The organism is Nocardioides sp. SYSU D00065, assembly GCF_017916425.1.
Taxonomy (GTDB): domain Bacteria; phylum Actinomycetota; class Actinomycetes; order Propionibacteriales; family Nocardioidaceae; genus Nocardioides.
On sequence record NZ_JAFMSX010000002.1, the window covers coordinates 801,955 to 820,463 of the forward strand.

The window sequence follows — 18,509 nt, forward strand, 5'->3', positions numbered from 1 at the left end:
CGTGCGGATCGACCTCCACACGCACTCCTCGGCCAGCGACGGCACCGACACGCCCGCCGACCTGGTCCGATCCGCGAAGGCCGCCGGTCTCGACGTCGTCGCGCTGACCGACCACGACGCCATGTCGGGCTGGAGCGAGGCCGCCCGCGCCGCCGACGAGGTCGGGATCACGCTGGTGCCGGGCCTCGAGATCAGCACGAAGCTCCGCCACCGCGGCGTGCACCTGCTCGGCTACCTGCCGGACCCGGCGTACCCACCGCTCGTGGCCGCGCTCGACCGCATCCTGGCGGGCCGCACCGAGCGGACGCCAGCGATCGTGGACGCCCTGCGCCGCCACGGCATCGACATCACCGAGGACGACGTACGCCGTGAGGCCGGCGGATCGGTCGCCACCGGCCGGCCGCACGTCGCCGACGCCCTGGTGCGGCTCGGCGTGGCCACGGACCGGACCGAGGCGTTCACGTCGTTGCTCGACCCGGGGCGCCCGGGCTACGCCAACCGCTACGCCGTGCCGCTCGAGGAGATGGTCCCGATCCTCACCGCCGCGGGCGGGGTCGCGGTCATCGCCCACCCGTGGGGCAGGAGCGGCCGCGCGGTGCTCGACGTGGCGGTGCTGGCCGAGCTGAAGGACCTCGGCCTCGCCGGCATCGAGGTCGACCACCAGGATCACTCCGCCGAGGACCGCGCCGAGCTGCGCGCGATCGCCCGCGACCTCGACCTCGTGGTGACCGGCAGCAGCGACCACCACGGCCTGGGCAAGATCGACCACGACCTGGGCGTCAACACGACCGACCCCGAGCAGTACGAGCGCCTGCTCTCGCTGGCAGCACGCCGGCCGTGACGGTCCTGCCCGACCGGGTCCTCGTGTACGGGGTCACCGGGAGCGGCAAGAGCACGGCGCCCTCGCCATCGCGGCACGCGCCGGCCGCGAGGCGACGCTCGTCGACGAGCTCACATGGCTGCCCGGGTGGGCTCCGGTGGAGGCATCGGTGCAGCGTGAGGTGATCGGCGAGATCGTGGCGGGGGAGCGGTGGCTGCTCGACTCGGCGTACGGCGCCTGGCTGGACCTGGTGCTGCCGCGGGCTCAGCTCGTCGTCGGCCTCGACTATCCGCGTTGGCTCTCGCTGGGACGGCTCGTCCGTCGGACCGTGTCGGGCGCGCTGACCGGCGAGCCGCGCTGCAACGGCAACGTCGAGAGCTGGCGCAACATCGTGGGTCGCAGCTCGATCATCCGCTGGCACTTCGCGTCGTTCGCCCGCAAGCGGGACCGGATGCGCGCCTGGGCCGCGTCCTCCGAGGGGCCGTTGGTGTTGCTGTTCCGTCGCCCGCGCCAGCTCGAGGCGTGGCTGGAGACGCTCGAACGTCGGTAGGAAGTTGTCGGGTGTGTCCCTCATGGCGCCGGCAGATGCTGGACCTGGCGGCGAGCGGTTTCGCGCTGCCATAGGTTCGTGGGGTGATCATCGAGGGGGTCGATCCCAGGGACGCCCAGTGGGAGGTCGACCGGCCTGTCTACCGCGTCTACTTCTGGCACCAACCGGAGGCACCTCCTGGCGTCGAGCAGCAGCACGTGATGTGGCACTGCGATGAGTACCGGTTGAGGGACGCGGTCGACGTCGAGGAAGTCCTCGATTGGGCACGCGCAGAGGCCCGGCAGGATCAGTCGTTCGTCGTATATGTGGAGCAGCGTGACGCCGAGCGAAGTGGTCTCGTGCGCCTCCTGGGGGTCGACCCCACCAGTGCTGCGTAGAGATCCGCGCGTGGCTGCGGTCGCCGGCATCGCCGCGCCCTGACGCCTGAACACATGCTCGAAAACTTCTTTCCACATCTGTGTCGGCGCAGGTCAGAGTGTCGGTGGGTCCTGCGAAAATGGGTCCATGACCACCACCGCCCATGTCTCTCGCGCCCGCCGCGGCGGCGAGCAGGGGCGCGTCGCGCTCGACCGGGCGGTCGCGGCGATGCAGGCCCGGCGCCGCGTCGAGGTGGAGGTGCTGGAGGCCGCGCTGGCGTGGGCACACGCGCACGTCGTGGACAGCGCGGAGGAGGCCGCCGGCTGGCGTTCCGAGACGATCCATGCGCCCGGTTCGAAGGCGGCGCTGTTCGGCGAGCAGGCGCTTCCCATCGCAGGGGCTGGCACGCCGCAGGTCGCGGAGTTCGCGGTGATGGAGCTTGCCGCCGTCCTGGACCTGTCGCACGAGGCGTGCCTGAGCCTGCTGGGCGACGTTCTCGACCTTGCCCACCGTCTGCCCCGCGTGTGGGCACTGACGCGCGAGCTGCGGGTCCCGGCCCGGCTGGCCCGCGAGGCGGCGCGGGTCTCGCGTGACCTCGATGTCGGTGCCGCCGCCCACGCGGACCGGCTGCTGGCATGGCAGCCCCGGCGGCTCAATCCGCACCGCGTCGGGGTGCTCGTCCACGAGGCGCGTCTCTACGCCGACCCGGATCGTGCGATCGCCGACCACGACGCCGCCCTCGCCGCGCGCCGGGTGGAGGTCCACCACGACCACGGCGCCCCGGGGGTGAGCGAGGTGTACATGAGCCTCGACACCGCTGACGCTGTCGCGTTCGACCACACTGTCTCGATGATGGCCGTGACCATGCGGTCCCTCGGGCACCCCGGCGAGCTCGGCGCCCGGCGTGCCCATGCCGTCGGCGTGCTGGCGGACCCGCAGCGGGCACTCGACCTCCTCGCCGCCGGTGACATCACCGATCCTGACCGGACGGTCGACCCAGATGACGACCCCGCGATCTGCGTCGCTGAGGACGTCGCCTTCGGCCCGTCGGACCCGTTCCGCCGGCCGAACCGCGACAGTGCTGACGCCAGCGAGCCCACGGCGTCGGCCGAGGCGGTGCTGGTGTTCCACCTCACGGACCGCGACCTCCTGGACCGCGACGGAGCGATCCGTCGGGATGGCGTGGCTCGGTCCCCCGAGCTCGGCCCGGTCCTGACCGGCCGGCTCCAGTCGTGGTTGTTGAGCGCCGGCAAGGTGACGATCCGACCCGTCCTCGACCTCGAACCGCAGGCGCCGTCGCTTGCCGCGGTGGACCAGCACGACCCCCCGATCCGCATGGCGGCCGCCGTCCGGCTTCGCGACGCGACCTGCGTCTTTCCCGGCTGCCGCCGCAGCTCCGGACGCTCCGACCTGGACCACATCGAGGAGTACGTCCCGCCGGACGAGGGCGGCCCTCCCAATCAGACGCGGCCGGACAACCTCGCCCCGCTGTGCCGACGCCACCACCGTGCCAAGACCTTCGGTCCGTTCAGCTACCTGCGCCTGGCGGACGGCTCCTACCAGTGGACACTGCCCTCAGGCACCCGCGTGTCCACCGACCCACCCCGCCGACGACCCGTACCGCCCCGCTGAGCCCGGCCTCCTAGAGGTGGCCGGGCCAGTGGCGCGTCCCGACACCGCCTCGCTGCGCCGGGCGTCAATCGCACAGGGCCGCGGCGTCCTCGATCAACGCCCGTAGGTCCATCCGGCCACTGGCGCCGTGACGCGACCAGACCCCGCGGAACCTGCCGGACACGTCACAAGGTCGAGTCTGCGCGTCGACGAGCTCGCTGCAAACCGCTACTGGATGAGAACCGACCCCGCGTCGCAGGTCAGCACTGCGGAGTCGACGGTCAGCGGCCTCGCAGCTCGTAGGCGGCTCGGCGGAACTGTCTCCGACTCCCCGAACCCGTTGTCGAGAGAAGGCCGCGCGGACAGCAGAGCGATGACGTCCAGCGGCAGGAGTGGTCGACGTACGTCGCCAGCGTAGATCTGCGGGCGTGGCCCTCGTCGACGAGCCGCGGACCGTGTCAGGCGTGCCGCCCGCCGCCGGCGCTGGAGGCGAGGGCCGCCTAGATCTGCGCGGCGGACGGAGCCCGGCACCGGGCCCGGCGGCGGGACGTGCCCGGATCTCGGGTGCGGCGAGGCAGCCCGGTGGCTACCTTGACCCCCATGCGCGACCACCTGTCCACCGAGACCCGGAGCGGCCGTAGCCTCACCCTGCGGCGGCTGAAGCCCGGGGACGCGCCGCGAGTGCAGCAGGCGTGCTCGGACCCGGAGACGGTCCGGTGGCTCGGCAGCGACATCATCAACGAGCACTACAGCCTGGAGCACGCGGAGCGGTTCATGGAGCGGGCGCTCGCTCACATGTCGGCGGGACACTCCATGAGCTGGGCGATCGCCGACGCGACGTCCGACGATCTGCTCGGGCACATCAGCCTGCTCGGGCGCGACGGCGAGCTGAGGGACACGGCGGCCCTGGGCTACTGGGCTCACCCCGCTGCCCGCGGCACCGGCGTCACCACCGCCGCAGCGGTCGCCGTGGTGGACGAGGCGCTCGCGCCGACAGCCGGCGGCGGGGGAGGGCTGCGGCGCCTCACCCTGCGGGTCGCCGTCGGGAACGTCGCGTCGCAGCGGGTCGCTGAGGCCGCGGGGTTCCTGCGCACCGGGCACACCCGCCAGAGCGACCTGCTGATCGACGGCACCTTCACCGACGAGCTCACCTACGACCTGCTGGCGACCGATCTTCGCTGACACGCCACCGAACGTGGGTGAGCTGTCAGCGCCGGCCCAGGTTCTGCGTCAGTCGCAGCACCCGGTTGGGGATCGCCTTGGTCAGCGCGCGGACCACCTTGTACTGCGCACCGGGGACCGAGTACGCGCGGCCCTTCGCGAAGTCCTCGAGCGACGTACGCACCAGGAAGTCGGCGTCGAGCCACATGAAGCCCTCGCCGGGCTTGACCTGCATCCGCTGGTGGAACTCGGTCTTGGTGAAGCCCGGGCACAGTGCCATCACCGTGACGCCACGCGACTTGTACTCGAGGTGCGCCCACTCGCTGAAGCTGTTGACGTACGCCTTCGCGGCTGAGTACGTGCCGCGCGGCAGGAAGGCGGCGACGCTGGAGACGTTGATGATGCCGCCGTGGCCGCGCTCGGCCATCGGCCCGAGGGCCGCGTGGCTCAGCCGCAGCACGGCGGTGACCAGCACCTCGAGCATCGCGGTCTCCTCGTCGGCGGTGTTGTCGAGGAACCGCTTCTTGAGCCCGAAGCCGGCGTTGTTCACCAGCAGGTCCACCGGCCGCTCGCGATCCGCCAGCCGCGCCTCGACGCGGGCGAGGTCCGCACGGTCGGTGAGGTCGGCGACCAGCACCTCCACGGCGACGCCGTGCGCCCCGCGCAGGTCGTCGGCCACCTCCTCGAGCCGCGCCGAGTCGCGCGCGACGAGGACGAGGTCGTCGCCGCGGGCGGCGAGCTGGACGGCGTACTCGTGGCCGATGCCGGCGGTCGCGCCGGTGATCAGGGAGGTCGTCATGGACGACAGCATTTCAGGAGTGCGCCGCCGACCGCGACCCCGTACGGTCGTGCGTCAGGCCTTGGGGGTCTCGACCGCGGCGCCGCCACGGGTGCGCCGGCGGTTGCGGTTGCGACGCCGAGGGGCGTCACCGGAGGCCGAGCCCGCGTCCTTGGAGGAGCCGTTGGTCGACGACGAGCCGCCGGAGCGGCGCTCGCGCGGCGCCCGCTCCTTCTTCTCCACCGGCGCGGGGTCGACGATGCGCCCCTTGGTGCCGACCGGGATGCCCTGGTCGTGGAAGAGGTGCTCGGACGTCGAGTACGTCTCCTGCGGCTGGTCGAACGGCAGGTCGAGCGCCTTGTTGATCATCTTCCAGCGGTGCAGGTCGGCCCAGTCGACGAAGGTGATCGCGGTGCCCGTCGCGCCGGCGCGACCGGTGCGGCCGATGCGGTGCACGTAGGTCTTGTCGTCCTCGGGGCAGGTGTAGTTGACGACGTGGGACACGCCGCGCACGTCGATGCCGCGAGCCGCGACGTCGGTGCAGACCAGGACCTGGATCTTGTCCTCGCGGAAGCGGGCCAGCGCCTTCTCACGCGCGACCTGGGCCATGTCGCCGTGCAGCGGGGAGGCCTTGAAGCCGCGCTCCTGCAGGTCCTCGGCGACCCGCTGAGCCTGCCGCTTGGTGCGGGTGAAGACGATCATCTTGTCGGCGTCCACGGCCTGCAGGACGCGGCCGATGATCTCGGTCTTGTCGAGATCGTGGGCCTGGTAGATGAACTGCGCGGTCGCGGGCACCGTGGCGTTCTCGTACGACGACTCGGCGCGGATGTTCATCGGGTGGCGCATGTGGGTGCGCGCCAGTGCCACGATCGCGGCGGGCATGGTGGCCGAGAACAGCATGGTCTGGCGGGTCTCGGGGGTCTTGGAGATCAGCGTGATCACGTCGGGCAGGAAGCCGAGGTCGAGCATCTCGTCGGCCTCGTCGAGCACCAGCGCGTGCACGTGGGAGAGGTCGAGGGCGCGGCGGTTGGCCAGGTCGATCAGCCGACCGGGGGTGCCGACGACGATGTCGACGCCGGCCTCGAGCGCCTCGAGCTGCGGCTCGTAGCCCACGCCGCCGTAGACGGTGAGGACGCGCAGGCCGCGGTCCTTGCCCGCGAGGGCGAGGTCGCCGGAGACCTGGAGCGCCAGCTCGCGGGTGGGGGCGACGATGAGGGCCTGCGGCTTGCCCTGCGGCAGGTCGGCGTACTCCGGGTCGGTGGGCGCCACCGAGCGCTGGAGCACCGGGATGCCGAACGCGAGCGTCTTGCCGGTGCCCGTGCGGGCCTGGCCGATGAGGTCGGTGCCCATCAGGGCGACCGAGAGGGTCATCTCCTGGATGGCGAAGGGGGTGGTGATGCCGGCGCGCTCGAGCGCGTCACAGATCTCGGGCTGCACGCCCAGGTCGCGGAAGGTGGTCACGAGGTGTCTTTCGGGAAGAGTTGGATGTCCCACGCGTATGCGGTCAGCCCACTCAAGAGGTCGTATCGCCGACCGCGCACATACAGGCGGCCACCGGACTCGTCGTCGGCGGCTCGGTCCCCCTCATGCTATCGCTAGGCTGCGCGCATGACTGAATCGCCCGACGAGGACTACCGCCGCGCCGCAGTCGACCTCCTCGGGGCGATCGCCTACGGCGAGCTCTCCGCGTTCGAGCGACTCGTCGAGGACGCCAAGATGGCGCCCGGCATCGACGACAGGATCGCGATCGGGGCGATGGCCGCCGCCGAGTTCGGCCACCTGCAGAAGCTGGTCGGACGGCTCGAGGGGCTCGGGGCCGACCCGGCCCAGGCGATGCAGGTCTTCCGGGACAGCTTCGACGCCTTCCACGCGCACACGGCACCCTCCGACTACTACGAGGGGCTCATCAAGGCCTACGTCGGCGACGGGCTGGCCGCCGACTTCTACCGCGAGATCGCCGCCTACCTCGACCCGGAGACGCGCGAGGTGATCATCAGCTCGCTGGAGGACACCGGGCAGACCGCCTTCATCGTCGAGCGGGTCCGCGCCGGCATCGCCGAGGACCACCGGCTCGGGGGCCGGCTGGCGCTGTGGGGGCGCCGGCTGATGGGCGAGGCGCTGACCCAGGCCCAGCGGGTCGCGGGCGACCGCGAGTCGCTGACCGCCCTGTTGGCCGGGGGAGTGGACCGCCCGGGTCTCGACCTGGCTGCGCTGGGCCGGATGTTCACCCGGCTGACCGAGCTGCACGCGGCCCGGATGGACGCGCTGGGACTGGAGGCCTGAGCCGGACCCCGCCTACGACGAAGGACCCCGCACCGGTCGGTGCGAGGTCCTTCGTGCTGGGGCTGCCGGGGCGTCAGGCCCTGGTGCGGCTGCCGTGGTTCCGGCCGGTCACGGTCGAGGCGATGACGACGAGCACGGCGGCGACGGCGATCTGCCAGACGTGGCGCCACCAGTCGATGCCGTTGGTCTGCGGGTCGAAGAACATCGAGTACAGCAACGTGCCGAGGAGCACGCCTCCGATGCCGCAGACGATCGTGAGCCAGAGCGGGATGTTGTCCTTGTCGCCCGGTGCGACCAACTTGCCGAGGAGGCCGATGATGACACCTCCGATGAGGGCTACCAGGATGTCGGAGAGATCCATTGTTGGGGACACCTTTCTGTCGGGAGCCGGCACGGTGTGCCGGCACCGTCATCATGTCGGTGGCCTGCTGCCGTAGCAATGCAGCGCCTCCGATGGGGTGAGCCCGTCGGGGTGAGGCGCACCGGAGCGGTGCGCCCGGTCAGCGGAAGCCGACCGTGCTCGCGGTCGGGGAGCCGAGCTCGACGTAGGCGATCTTGTCGGCCGGCACGACGACGGCCCGGCCCTTGGTGTCGGCGAGGCGCAGCAGTCCGCTCGAGGACAGCGCCTCGGCGAAGTGCGCCTCGATGTCCTCGGGCGTGCTGTCGGTGTCGAGCACCAGCTCGCGCTGGGCGTTCTGCACGCCGATCTTGACCTCCACGTGTTGCTCCTTGCAGCTCGGTGTTCTCGGTGTCCGGGGGGTGTCCGGGGTGATGAGTCGATGGTGCCGGGTGGGTGGTCGCCGACCGTTCGTCGCCCGTCAGTGGTCGTCGGACCGGGGGTAGCCCCGGATGCCGCGCCAGGCGAGGCCGGCGATCAGCGCGGCGGCGTCGTCCTGGGGGATCGAGCCACCACCCGCGAGCCAGAACCGGGCGGAGACCTGCGCCATTCCCACCAGCGACACCGCCAGCAGCTCGGAGGCCTCGTCGGGCAGTCCGGTGTCGGTGCGGATCACGTCGGCGATCATCGAGGCGCACTCCGTGGTGACCCGGTCCACGCGCTCGCGCACGTGCGGCTCGCTGGTGAGATCGGACTCGAAGACGAGCCGGAACGCGCCCTCCTCGGAGGCCACGTAGCTGTAGAACACCTTCATCGTCGCCGCCACCCGGTCCTTGTTGTCCGTGGTGGAGGCGAGCGCCTCGCGGCAGTTGTCGATGATCATGTCGCACGAGGAGTCCAGCAGCGCGAGGTACAGGTCGAGCTTGCCGGGGAAGTGCTGGTAGAGCACCGGCTTGGACACGCCCGCGCGATCGGCGATGTCGTCCATCGCGGCGGCGTGGTAGCCCTGCGCCACGAAGACCTCGAGCGCCGACTCGAGCAGCTGGACGCGCCGCTCGCGCCTCGGCATCCGGCCGCCGCGCGGTCGCAGGGACGTGCCGCCGGACGTCGTGTCGGTGCTGCCTGCGGTCACGTCGTCCTCCTGGTGCTCTGGTACCCGGGAGGGGGGTACTCGCGGGTAGTGGAGCACGAGCCTATCCGGCCGCCCGGTGCCCCGCCGGTGCCCCGGTCGCCGGGAGTCCGGATGCCGGGACGTCGTACGAGCAGCGCGCGGGCGGGGCTGACCATGGTCGGGAACAGAGCCGGCGCCACGCCGGTTGAACCTGTTCACCGACGTCAGCCCCCCAAGGAGTCACCGTGTCGTTCGCCCCGCTCGTCGAGCCGGCCGCCGAGCTCACCACCGACGAGGTGCGCCGCTACAGCCGCCACCTGATCATCCCGGACGTGGGCATGGCCGGGCAGAAGCGGCTGAAGAACGCCCGCGTGCTGGTCATCGGCGCCGGCGGGCTCGGCTCCCCTGCGCTGCTCTACCTCGCCGCGGCGGGTGTCGGCACGATCGGCATCGCCGAGTTCGACGAGGTCGACGAGTCCAACCTGCAGCGCCAGGTCATCCACGGCATGTCCGACATCGGCCGGCCCAAGGCGGAGTCGGCCCGCGAGTCGATCGCCGAGGTCAACCCGCTGGTCGACGTGGTCGTGCACGGCGAGCGCCTCGACAACGACAACGTCATGGAGGTGTTCGAGGGCTACGACCTGATCGTCGACGGCACCGACAACTTCGCGACGCGCTACATGGTCAACGACGCCGCGTACTTCTTGAAGATCCCCTACGTCTGGGGCTCGATCTACCGCTTCGACGGCCAGGCGTCCGTCTTCGCGCCGTCGCTGGCCGACGACGCCCCCTGCTACCGCTGCCTCTACCCCGAGCCGCCGCCGCCGGGCATGGTCCCCAGCTGCGCCGAGGGCGGCGTGCTGGGCGTGTTGTGCGCGAGCATCGGCTCGATCCAGGTCAACGAGGCGATCAAGCTGCTCACCGGGATCGGCGACCCCGCCATCGGCAAGCTGGTGATCTACGACGCCCTCGAGCTGGAGTGGCGCAAGCTCAAGGTCCGCAAGGACCCGAACTGCGCGCTGTGCGGGGAGAACGCCACCGTCACCGGTCTCATCGACTACGACGCGTTCTGCGGCGCCGTGTCCGACGAGGCCGCGGAGGCTGCCGCCGGCTCCACGATCTCGGTCACCCAGCTCGAGCAGATGCTCAAGGAGCGCGAGGCCGGGGAGCGCGACTTCACCCTGATCGACGTCCGCGAGCCCAACGAGTTCGAGATCAACCGCATCCCGGGCTCGGTGCTGGTGCCCAAGGGGGAGTTCCTCAACGGCAACGCCCTCGGCGACCTGCCCAGCGACAAGCCGGTCGTGCTGCACTGCAAGTCCGGGGTCCGCTCCGCGGAGGTGCTCGCGATCGTCAAGGGCGCGGGCTACGCCGACGCGGTGCACGTGGGCGGCGGCGTCGTGGCCTGGGTGAGCCAGATCGACCCCAGCCAGCCGGCGTACTGATCGGCCACCGGCCGGGGCGCTCGTGACCACCGCGGAGGAGCGCGAGCTGTACGTCGAGCTGGTGCTGCAGGCGGCTGAGTCGGTGCCGCGCGGGCGCGCGACGACGTACGGCGCGATCGCCGAGGTGGTCGGTCGCCGGCTCGGCCGCGGCGGGCCCCGCCTGGTCGGGTCGGTGCTCGCGCGCCACGGCGGCGCGGTGCCGTGGTGGCGGGTGGTCCGCGCCGACGGGTCGCTGCCGCCCTCCCACGACGCCGAGGCGCGCCAGGCGTACCTCGAGGAGGGCACCCCGCTGCGCCCCGGCGGCACCGTGGACCTGGGACGCGCCTTCTGGCAGCCGACGCTGCAGGCACAATGACCGCATGCTCTACACCGTCCTGCACAGCGTCGTGCCACCGTTGGCCCGCGCCGTGTGGCGCCCGACGGTGGAGGGCCTGCACCACGTCCCCGCCACCGGCCCGGTGATCGTGGCGAGCAACCACCTCTCGTTCGCCGACAGCGTCGTGATCCCGGTGGTCGTGCCGCGCAAGGTGGTGTTCCTCGCCAAGTCCGACTACTTCACCGGCACCGGCGTCAAGGGCGCGCTCACGCGGGCGTGGTTCGAGGGGCTCGGCATGCTGCCCGTGGACCGTGACGACACGAGGGCGGCGATGGCGAGCCTCGACACCGCTCTGGAGGTGCTCGGCCGTGGCGAGGCGTTCGGGATCTACCCCGAGGGCACTCGCTCGCGCGACGGCCGGCTCTACCGCGGCCGCACGGGGGTGGCGCACCTCGCGCTGACGGCCGGCTGCCCCGTCGTGCCGGTCGGCCTGCAGGGCACCGCCGAGCTCCAGCCGGTCGGGACGAACGTCCCGCGGCTGGCGAAGGTGACGGTGCGGTTCGGCGAGCCGATCACCGTGTCGGGCGACTACGACGGGGTTCCCGCGGGGCGTGCGCGTCGCGACCTCACCGACCGGATCATGACGGCCATCGGGGCGCTGTCGGGCCAGGAGCAGGCGGGCGTCTACAACGAGCGGCCGGTGGACGCGTAGCGGCCCGGCGCGGCGCCGTCCGGGTGCTCGGGTCGCGTCAGTCCCGCGACGCCTGCTCGCGCAGCCACTCCAGCAGGACGGCGTTGATGCGAAGCCCGAGGTCGACCTGCGCGGCGAACGGCTCGTCCGGGTCGAGGTCGTCGCGTAGTGCCCGCAGCTCGGCCTCCTCCTGCTCGACGTAGGCCACGTCCCGCTCGAACACGGCGCGCCGGTCCTCGGGACCGAGCAGCTGGCCGAGGAACAGTCGTACGGCGCCCTCGTTGCGCTGGCCGCGGTCGGGCGGGACCTCGACGAGCCACCGTCGCAGCTCGCTGTGTCCTGCGTCGGTGAGGGCGTAGGTCTTGCTCCCGCGGGGCCCCCGGCTGACGACCTCGGCCCACCCGAGCTCCTCCAGCTTCGCCAGCTCGGGATAGATCTGGCTGTGCTTGGCGTGCCAGGCCGAGCGCAGGGAGAGGTCGAACATGCGCGCCAGCTCGTAGCCGGTCGACGGCCTGCGAGCCAGCAGGCCCAGGACGGCGTGCCGCAGCGACATGCGATCAGCCTACGCCACCTATATCAATTGACCTGTAAGAAATGACATGTCAGATTCTTCCTATGGATCTGACAACTCTCTCCGCCTCCCGGCGGATCCTGCTGTGGGCCGCGGTCGTCTCGGGCCTGCTGCTGGCCATGCTCGACCAGACGATCGTCGGGACCGCCCTCCCGGAGATCGTCCAGGACCTGGGCGGGCCGGGCTGGTACGTCTGGGCATTCACGGCCTACCTCGTCCCGGCGACCGTCCTGCTTCCCGTGGCGGCGCGCCTGTCGGACCGGTACGGCCGACGGCACGTGCTGGTCGCGGGCATGGGGCTCTTCGTCACCGGCTCGGCGCTCTGCGCGGTGGCCGGCTCGATGCCGGTGCTGACGGCCGGCCGCGCGGTCCAGGGGGTCGGGGCCGCGGCGCTGGAGGCGTTGTCGTTCATCGTCGTCAGCGAGCTGTCGGGGGCCGGACGTCGCGCGACGGGCCAGGCGGCGCTCAGCGCCGTCATGGGGTTCAGCTTCGTCGCCGGTCCCCTCGTGGGGGGTCTGCTGACCGACCACGTCGGCTGGCGGTGGGCGTTCCTGGTCAACGTCCCGATCGGCCTGGCCGGCATGGCGGTCCTCGTCCGCACGCTGCCGCGGCAGTTCGGCCGTCACGAGTCCCGGGAGACCCCTCTCGACCTGCTCGGCATCGCGACGCTCACGGTGTCGGTCGGGGCGCTGCTGCTCGGGCTCAACCGGCACCAGCAGCTCGGCACCTGGGGCGACCCCGCCTCCGGAGGCGCGGTCGGCGTCGGCGTCCTGGGCCTCCTGGTGTTCCTCCAGGTCGAGCGACGCGCGGTCGCGCCCATCATCCCGCTCCGGCTGCTGCGCGACCGCGTCACCGGACGCATCCTGCTGGCCGGCGCCTTCGCGACCACCGGCCTGTACGGCGCGATCCTGCTGCTGCCTCGCTGGTACCAGCTGGAGGAGGGCACGTCCTCGACCGGCTCCGGGCTCCGGCTCTACCCGCTGCTCATCGCGCTGCTGCTCGCCGTCAACATCGGCGCTGTCGCGGTGGTCCGCCGCCGCGACGTCCGCGGGCCGCTCCTGGTGGCGGGGGCGCTGGTGCTCGTCGGGTCCGCTGCGTTCGCGGCGCTCGACGAGTCGTCGCCGGGCTGGCACCCGCTGCTGGCCATGGCCGTGCTCGGGCTCGGGATGGGACCTGCCCTGTCCGGTCTCCAGATCGCGATCGGCCGCACCTCCGCGCCGGCCGACCTCGGTGCCGCGATGAGCGCCCTGCTCCTGGGACGGCAGGTCATCGGTGCCGTGGCCCTCGCCGCCGCCGAGGCGCTGCACCGCTCGGCCGCGATGGAGCAGGGGCCGACCGCGGCGACGGGTACGACGGTGGCCTGGGTCGCGGGCACCGGTGCCGTCGTCGCCGCCGTGGCGCTGCTGGGACTGCGCGGCAGGCTCCCGGAAGGCCCGGCCGCCCCCGCGCCCAGCGAGGTGACTGAGCCGCGAGGGGTCGCCAGCACGTCGGGCGCATGACCGACGGGGGAGCGGGGTCCTAGAGCAGCCGGCCGCAGGTGGGCCACGGCGACCGGCCGCGCCGCTGGTAGAGCAGCTTGGCGCGGTAGGTCTGCTCGCCGGCCGAGGCGGAGGTCGGCAGCCCGGAGCCGCCGACGCTGCGCCACGTGGACACGTCGAACTGGTAGAGCCCGTAGTAGCCGGCCGGGTTCACCGCGCGGGGGTTGCCGCCCGACTCGCAGTCGGCGAGGGCCGCCCAGTCGAGCCCGTCGGCGCCCGGCACCGAGTAGGGCCGGCGGCCGACGAGCACCCGGCGCGGGCGGGGCTCGCGGACCAGCGTGGTCCTCACGACGCGGTACTTCACCGGCTCGCCGTTGTGGAGGGTGCGGACCGCCACCACCTCGCGGACCCCGGGCCGGCCCTCGCGCACCACCTTGCGGCGGCCAGGGGCGAGGTCGGTGGTCGGGATCTCATCGATCCCGGCGCGGACCCGGCGGTGCTTGGTCTTGCGCTGCTTGTCGACGGCGGTCAGGCGGACGACGTCGCCTTCGCGCAGGAGCTTGCGGCGCCCCGAGACCTCGCGGCCGTCGCGCACCACGTCGACCAGGTCGTTGCCGTCGACCCGGACGCCGTGGGTCTCCAGCAGCTTGGTGGGCCACGTGCGAGGCGCGGCCGTGGTCGCGACCGCGGGCTGGTCGGCCACGCGGAGCCGTACGTCGACGGGGTCGGCCGCCGTTCCGGCCGCACTGCCGGGCACCAGCGTCAGAGCGAGCGCGGTGGCGACGGCGCCGGCGGCGAGGTTGCGCGGGCGGAGGGGCCTGATCGGGGGCATGGTCGGTGTGGTGGTGGCACGCACGTGCTTCTGACCTCACGGTTGGGCGCCTCGGGGCGCTCGGACGCGACGCCGCCGGTTCGGGCGTCGAGGCCGCGGCGGGCACTCGCCTCACGATGGGAGGCGCCTCGTCCGAGAGGGGCGCTGCCTGCGACCCCACCACGAGAACACGATCGCCGAGGCATGTCGAATCGAAGGTGCCCTCCGGTCGACCGACACCCCTCGGGGTGCAGCCGATCCGCCGCGGGAGGCTTACGGTTCAGGCTCCTGTTCACTGTGAGTTCTCGAGGATCACATGTCTGGTTCGTCACGCCTGCTGTCCGTGCTCGTCGCCGTCCTCCTCGCGCTCGCGGGGCTCCAGGCGCTGACCGCCTCCGGGTCGGCCGCTCCGCCGGACGGCTACTGGACCGCCACCGACCAGCGGCCGGGAGGTGATCGCGGCAGGATCGAGCGGCGGGTCGAGCCGACGCGCTACGCCGCGTTCACGCTGGACCGCGCCGGGATCCGCGCCGCCCTCGACCGGGCACCCGCGGAGGACGCCGCCCGCGCGGCCGACGACGCCGGTGCGGTGGTGACCGTCCCCGCGCCCAACGGCGAGCTCGTCGACTTCCGGGTCCAGGAGGTCGCCGTGATGGAGGCCGGCCTCGCCGCCCGCCACCCCGAGCTGACGACGTACGCCGGTCGCGCCGTGGGCGACCCGACCGCCACCATCAGGCTCGACCTCACGCCGATGGGGTTCCACGCCGCCGTGCGCGGGGACGGCGAGCGCGCCTCGTGGTACGTCGACCCGGCGTGGAACGGCGACGACAGCCTCTACCTCTCCTACCGCCACGGCGACCTGCCCCGCACGGACCGCGGCCTGGTCGAGCCCGAGCTCGACGAGCACACCGTGAGCCGGCTGGGTGCGGACCTCGCCGAGGCGCCCGGCACGGAGGTGAGCCTGCGGACCTACCGGCTCGCGCTCGTGACCGACCCGTCGTACGCCGCCTACTTCGGCACCGAGAACGTCCTGGCCGAGAAGGTGACCCTGATGAACCGGGTCAACCAGATCTACAACGACGACCTCGCGGTCCGGATTCTCCTGATCGACGACACCGAGAAGCTCAACCTCGACACCGCCGCCGAGGCGACCGAGCCGAACGGTCCGTGTGGCGCAGCGGCCTGCTTCACCCCCGCCCAGCTCAGCAGCTGCACCGGCGCGTCGCTCAACCGCAACCGCATCGTCCTCGGCCAGCTCGTCGGCGCCTCCGCCTACGACGTCGGGCACCTCGCGCTCGGCGTCAACGGCGGTGGCGTGGCCGGCCTGGGCGTCGTCGGCGGCGACGGCAAGGCCCGCGGCTGCACCGGCATCCCCACGCCCGAGGGCGACTACTTCGCCGTCGACTACGTCGCCCACGAGATCGGGCACCAGTTCGGCGGGCCCCACACCTTCAACGGGACCGAGTTCAACTGCTCGGGCAACCGCGGCGGCTCGCCGTACGAGCCGGGCTCGGGCAGCTCGATCATGGCCTACGCCGGCATCTGCCAGCAGGACAACCTGCAGCCGCACAGCGACCCGTACTTCTCGCAGCGCAGCATCACCGACATCAGCAACACCGTCACGGCCCCGCGGGCACCGATCAGCGAGGTGCAGACGGTCTCCCTCCGAGGCTTCGACACCCACGGCGAGTCGTTCGTGCTGTCGTTCAACGGCCAGGAGACGGCGCCGATCGTCCGCGGCGTCAACTACGACCTCGCCGGCATCGACGCGGCCATCGAGGCGGTGACCGGGGTCGGCACCGTCGAGGTGCGCGGGTTCGGCGACCTGAGGGTGCCGGTGCCCGCGCCGGGCAACGTCCCGACGCTCGACGACACCGGGTTCGAGGTGCGCTTCACCGGCGCCCCGTACGCCGGCACCGACGTCGCCGCCCTCGGCCTCGCGCCGGCCTCGGGCGACGTGACGGGCTTCGTGGGCGAGACCGCGCAGGGCGGCCCGCAGCGCAACGGCGGCCACACCGTCACCCCGTCCGGCAACCACGCACCCGTCGTGACCGCTCCCGCGAGCAAGACGATCCCGATCCGGACGCCGTTCGCGCTGACCGGTCGGGCGACCGACCCCGACGGCGACCCGCTCGTCTACATCTGGGAGCAGAACGACCGCGGCGGTGCGGCCGGCACCGCGCTGGGCAGCCAGACCAAGGTCGACGGCCCGCTGTTCCGGATGTTCGGCACCTACGCGCCGGTGACCCCGGCGGGTGCGCTGCAGATCAACTCGCCCGGTGAGAACCTCGCGACCTCCAACCCCACCAGGGTCTTCCCGGACATGGCGCAGATCCTCGCCAACAACACCAACGCGCTCGACGGCACGTGCCCGCCGATGCCGCCCAAGCCGGCCAGCGGCGGCGCGACGAACGTCCCCGTCCCGGTGATCGAGTGCTTCGCGGAGTGGCTGCCGACCGCCGGCTACGTGGGATCGCCCGCGCAGCCGAACGTCGGGTGGGCGGGCAACACCGAGCCGTCGCTGAACTTCCGGCTGACCGCGCGTGACCTGGCCCCCGAGGGCGGCGGGTACTCCTACGGCGACGTCAAGCTGCTGCTCGACACCTCGCCCAACGCCGCTCCGTTCCGGGTGACGTCGAAGGGCGCCACCAGCGCAGCCGCCGTCGGCGGACGCACCGAGACGATCTACTGGACGGCCAACACGACCGCGCTCTCGCCGAACGTCAGGATCACCCTGTCGCTGGACGGCGGCCGGACGTTCCCGACGGTGCTGGCGGAGAGCACTCCCAACGACGGCAACACGCAGGTGACGTGGCCCGACGTGTCCACCACGACGGCGCGCATCAAGGTCGAGGCGGTCGAGAACTACTTCTTCGACGTCAACGACGCCGACATCACGATCATCGGGAGCGACGAGCCCACTGTGCCGCCAGCGCCCACGACGAGCCCGAGCCCCACGACGCCGGCGCCCACCACCCCCACGACGCCGGCGGCCGCCAAGGTGGCGGCACGGGTCGTGACCAAGATGGTGAAGCCGGTCGAGGTCGGCACCCGGGTCAGGCTGCGCGTGAGCGTGCGGGCCAAGGAGGTCGTGCCGTCGGGCACCGTCAAGGTGCGGGTCAAGGGCGCGGGACGGTCGACGTCGTGGACGAAGACCCTCTCCGTACGCGGCGGGACGCGCGTCCTGCTGCCGAGGTTCAGGCGGACCGGTGACGTCCGGGTCGTCGTCCGGTACCTCGGGGATGCCGCGGTGAAGCAGAAGCGCAGGACGATCACCTTCTCGGTGGTCGATCGCGACGACGTCCGCTGAGCCGCCAGGACCTCACCACGACCACTCGATGCCGTAGACGCCCGGCGGCCGGTCCTCCGCGGCGATGTGGACGCCACCGAAGGGGTCGAGCGTCAGCTCGCGCACGCGCGAGCGCTCGACGTCCACGGTCTCCCACACCCGCTGGGGGGTCGGCCCGGTGAACACGACGTGCAGGCTGTGGTGTCCCACGGAACGGCGGAAGCCGTCGATGGTCCAGTCGGTCTCGCCGACCTCGACAGGCCTCCCGGCGCCGCTGGTCCGGAACGCGATGACGCGTGACTCGCCGCTGCGCATCGGGGTGCCGAGGTCGAGCTCGAACGCGACGACGGCGAGATCGGGAACGGGGCGACGCAGCGCGACCGTGCACCCGACAGTGTCCTCGACCTGGACCTGGTCCAGGGCGTCCTGGTTGTCGGCGGTCATCAGCACCGGGTGGTGGTCGAGGCCGTCGGCGAGCGCCTCGATGAGCAGCTCGTTGGTGGAGTAGCCGACGCACCGGTCGGCGTCGACGTACGCCCGTCTCGCCACCCGCCGGATCCGCATGTCGACCGCCGCCCTGACGCCAGCGGCCGCCAGCACGTCGTCCGCCGAGGGCGTCATGATCTCGCTGAACGGGGCGAGCGTGTCGGCGCTGCGCCAGCGGCGCAGCTCGTGCTCGCGACGCGCCCCGTCGATGCCCAGCGCGTCGACGAGCGCCTCGAGCGTGCTGGTGTGCGGACGCGTGACGCGGCCGGTCTCGAGCCCTCGGATGGTGCGTACGCTCACGCCGCTGCGCCGGGCCAGCGCCGCCTGGCTGAGGCCGCCCTCCTGACGCAGGGCGCGCAGCCGAGCGCCGGACTCGTGCTCGTCCACGCGGTCCTCTCCCTTCACGGTGGTCCA

At 72.4% G+C, this 18,509-nt stretch carries 19 protein-coding genes; 11 read left to right on the top strand and 8 right to left on the bottom strand.

Going from position 1 to position 18,509, the window contains the following annotated elements:
* The first annotated feature begins 1 nt into the window (after window position 1).
* From J3P41_RS11875 to J3P41_RS11895, 5 genes are all read left to right on the top strand, one after another.
* Complete coding sequence (locus J3P41_RS11875) at window positions 2-841, top strand: PHP domain-containing protein (RefSeq protein WP_210650490.1); 840 nt, start codon at window positions 2-4, stop codon at window positions 839-841.
* Window positions 842-989: 148 nt separating this feature from the next.
* Window positions 990-1,370, top strand: coding sequence for a hypothetical protein (locus J3P41_RS11880; RefSeq protein WP_210650491.1), 381 nt, complete (start codon window positions 990-992; stop codon window positions 1,368-1,370).
* 83 nt (window positions 1,371-1,453) lie between these two features.
* Window positions 1,454-1,747, top strand: a complete 294-nt coding sequence (locus tag J3P41_RS11885) for a hypothetical protein (RefSeq protein WP_210650492.1) — start codon at window positions 1,454-1,456, stop codon at window positions 1,745-1,747.
* 127 nt (window positions 1,748-1,874) lie between these two features.
* Window positions 1,875-3,359, top strand: coding sequence for an HNH endonuclease signature motif containing protein (locus J3P41_RS11890; RefSeq protein WP_210650493.1), 1,485 nt, complete (start codon window positions 1,875-1,877; stop codon window positions 3,357-3,359).
* A gap of 579 nt (window positions 3,360-3,938) precedes the next feature.
* Window positions 3,939-4,520, top strand: coding sequence for a GNAT family N-acetyltransferase (locus J3P41_RS11895; protein ID WP_210650494.1), 582 nt, complete (start codon window positions 3,939-3,941; stop codon window positions 4,518-4,520).
* A gap of 25 nt (window positions 4,521-4,545) precedes the next feature.
* On the opposite strand, the gene J3P41_RS11900 is transcribed toward J3P41_RS11895, so the two are convergent.
* Both J3P41_RS11900 and J3P41_RS11905 read right to left on the bottom strand, forming a co-directional pair.
* The gene (locus J3P41_RS11900) at window positions 4,546-5,298 is read right to left on the bottom strand and encodes an SDR family oxidoreductase (RefSeq protein WP_210650495.1); all 753 of its coding nucleotides are present in this window, start codon (window positions 5,296-5,298) and stop codon (window positions 4,546-4,548) included.
* A gap of 54 nt (window positions 5,299-5,352) precedes the next feature.
* Window positions 5,353-6,738, bottom strand: coding sequence for a DEAD/DEAH box helicase (locus J3P41_RS11905; RefSeq protein WP_374192879.1), 1,386 nt, complete (start codon window positions 6,736-6,738; stop codon window positions 5,353-5,355).
* Between the two features lie 147 nt (window positions 6,739-6,885).
* On the opposite strand from J3P41_RS11905, the gene J3P41_RS11910 reads away from it, so the two are divergent.
* On the top strand, window positions 6,886-7,560 hold the full coding sequence (locus tag J3P41_RS11910; RefSeq protein WP_210650496.1) for a ferritin-like fold-containing protein: 675 nt from the start codon (window positions 6,886-6,888) through the stop codon (window positions 7,558-7,560).
* Window positions 7,561-7,633: 73 nt separating this feature from the next.
* Here J3P41_RS11910 and J3P41_RS11915 read toward each other — a convergent pair whose 3' ends face one another.
* The 3 genes from J3P41_RS11915 to J3P41_RS11925 all read right to left on the bottom strand — a co-directional run bounded on the left by J3P41_RS11915 (window position 7,634) and on the right by J3P41_RS11925 (window position 8,966).
* Entirely contained in the window at window positions 7,634-7,921 is a 288-nt protein-coding gene (locus J3P41_RS11915; protein ID WP_210650497.1) for a GlsB/YeaQ/YmgE family stress response membrane protein, read from the bottom strand.
* A gap of 139 nt (window positions 7,922-8,060) precedes the next feature.
* Window positions 8,061-8,279 (bottom strand): DUF3107 domain-containing protein, encoded by a 219-nt coding sequence (locus J3P41_RS11920; RefSeq protein ID WP_210650498.1) that lies wholly within the window; start codon window positions 8,277-8,279, stop codon window positions 8,061-8,063.
* 99 nt (window positions 8,280-8,378) lie between these two features.
* Window positions 8,379-8,966 carry a TetR/AcrR family transcriptional regulator gene (locus J3P41_RS11925; protein WP_210650864.1) on the bottom strand — a complete coding sequence of 196 codons (588 nt, stop codon included), beginning with the start codon at window positions 8,964-8,966 and terminating at the stop codon, window positions 8,379-8,381.
* A 287-nt stretch (window positions 8,967-9,253) separates the two neighbouring features.
* Here J3P41_RS11925 and moeZ point away from each other — a divergent pair, with 287 nt between their 5' ends.
* From moeZ to J3P41_RS11940, 3 genes are read left to right on the top strand one after another with little or no spacing between them, the layout of a single operon-like run.
* Complete coding sequence (gene moeZ / locus J3P41_RS11930; RefSeq protein WP_210650499.1) at window positions 9,254-10,453, top strand: adenylyltransferase/sulfurtransferase MoeZ; 1,200 nt, start codon at window positions 9,254-9,256, stop codon at window positions 10,451-10,453.
* A gap of 22 nt (window positions 10,454-10,475) precedes the next feature.
* Window positions 10,476-10,808 carry an MGMT family protein gene (locus J3P41_RS11935; protein WP_210650500.1) on the top strand — a complete coding sequence of 111 codons (333 nt, stop codon included), beginning with the start codon at window positions 10,476-10,478 and terminating at the stop codon, window positions 10,806-10,808.
* A 4-nt stretch (window positions 10,809-10,812) separates the two neighbouring features.
* Window positions 10,813-11,481 (top strand): 1-acyl-sn-glycerol-3-phosphate acyltransferase, encoded by a 669-nt coding sequence (locus tag J3P41_RS11940; RefSeq protein ID WP_210650501.1) that lies wholly within the window; start codon window positions 10,813-10,815, stop codon window positions 11,479-11,481.
* 37 nt (window positions 11,482-11,518) lie between these two features.
* Here J3P41_RS11940 and J3P41_RS11945 read toward each other — a convergent pair whose 3' ends face one another.
* Window positions 11,519-12,013: a PadR family transcriptional regulator gene (locus J3P41_RS11945; RefSeq protein ID WP_210650502.1), complete on the bottom strand. Its 495-nt coding sequence runs from the start codon at window positions 12,011-12,013 to the stop codon at window positions 11,519-11,521.
* 62 nt (window positions 12,014-12,075) lie between these two features.
* Between J3P41_RS11945 and J3P41_RS11950 the strand changes: the two genes are divergently transcribed.
* Window positions 12,076-13,530 (top strand): MFS transporter, encoded by a 1,455-nt coding sequence (locus J3P41_RS11950; RefSeq protein ID WP_210650503.1) that lies wholly within the window; start codon window positions 12,076-12,078, stop codon window positions 13,528-13,530.
* Window positions 13,531-13,549: 19 nt separating this feature from the next.
* On the opposite strand, the gene J3P41_RS18700 is transcribed toward J3P41_RS11950, so the two are convergent.
* Window positions 13,550-14,341: a resuscitation-promoting factor gene (locus J3P41_RS18700; RefSeq protein WP_246861942.1), complete on the bottom strand. Its 792-nt coding sequence runs from the start codon at window positions 14,339-14,341 to the stop codon at window positions 13,550-13,552.
* 295 nt (window positions 14,342-14,636) lie between these two features.
* Here J3P41_RS18700 and J3P41_RS11960 point away from each other — a divergent pair, with 295 nt between their 5' ends.
* Complete coding sequence (locus J3P41_RS11960) at window positions 14,637-17,630, top strand: M12 family metallo-peptidase (protein WP_210650504.1); 2,994 nt, start codon at window positions 14,637-14,639, stop codon at window positions 17,628-17,630.
* 12 nt (window positions 17,631-17,642) lie between these two features.
* Here J3P41_RS11960 and J3P41_RS11965 read toward each other — a convergent pair whose 3' ends face one another.
* Window positions 17,643-18,500, bottom strand: coding sequence for a helix-turn-helix transcriptional regulator (locus tag J3P41_RS11965; protein ID WP_210650505.1), 858 nt, complete (start codon window positions 18,498-18,500; stop codon window positions 17,643-17,645).
* Window positions 18,501-18,509 lie beyond the last annotated feature (9 nt).

Bases quoted from the DNA above. Each gene is read 5' to 3' on its own strand.
- J3P41_RS11925 (WP_210650864.1), bottom strand. From the start codon at position 8,966: ATGCCGAGGCGCGAGCGGCGCGTCCAGCTGCTCGAGTCGGCGCTCGAG.
- J3P41_RS11895 (WP_210650494.1), top strand. From the start codon at position 3,939: ATGCGCGACCACCTGTCCACCGAGACCCGGAGCGGCCGTAGCCTCACC.
- J3P41_RS11915 (WP_210650497.1), bottom strand. From the start codon at position 7,921: ATGGATCTCTCCGACATCCTGGTAGCCCTCATCGGAGGTGTCATCATC.
- J3P41_RS11890 (WP_210650493.1), top strand. From the start codon at position 1,875: ATGACCACCACCGCCCATGTCTCTCGCGCCCGCCGCGGCGGCGAGCAG.
- J3P41_RS11950 (WP_210650503.1), top strand. From the start codon at position 12,076: ATGGATCTGACAACTCTCTCCGCCTCCCGGCGGATCCTGCTGTGGGCC.
- J3P41_RS11960 (WP_210650504.1), top strand. From the start codon at position 14,637: ATGTCTGGTTCGTCACGCCTGCTGTCCGTGCTCGTCGCCGTCCTCCTC.
- J3P41_RS11910 (WP_210650496.1), top strand. From the start codon at position 6,886: ATGACTGAATCGCCCGACGAGGACTACCGCCGCGCCGCAGTCGACCTC.
- J3P41_RS11945 (WP_210650502.1), bottom strand. From the start codon at position 12,013: ATGTCGCTGCGGCACGCCGTCCTGGGCCTGCTGGCTCGCAGGCCGTCG.
- J3P41_RS18700 (WP_246861942.1), bottom strand. From the start codon at position 14,341: ATGCCCCCGATCAGGCCCCTCCGCCCGCGCAACCTCGCCGCCGGCGCC.
- J3P41_RS11900 (WP_210650495.1), bottom strand. From the start codon at position 5,298: ATGACGACCTCCCTGATCACCGGCGCGACCGCCGGCATCGGCCACGAG.
- J3P41_RS11940 (WP_210650501.1), top strand. From the start codon at position 10,813: ATGCTCTACACCGTCCTGCACAGCGTCGTGCCACCGTTGGCCCGCGCC.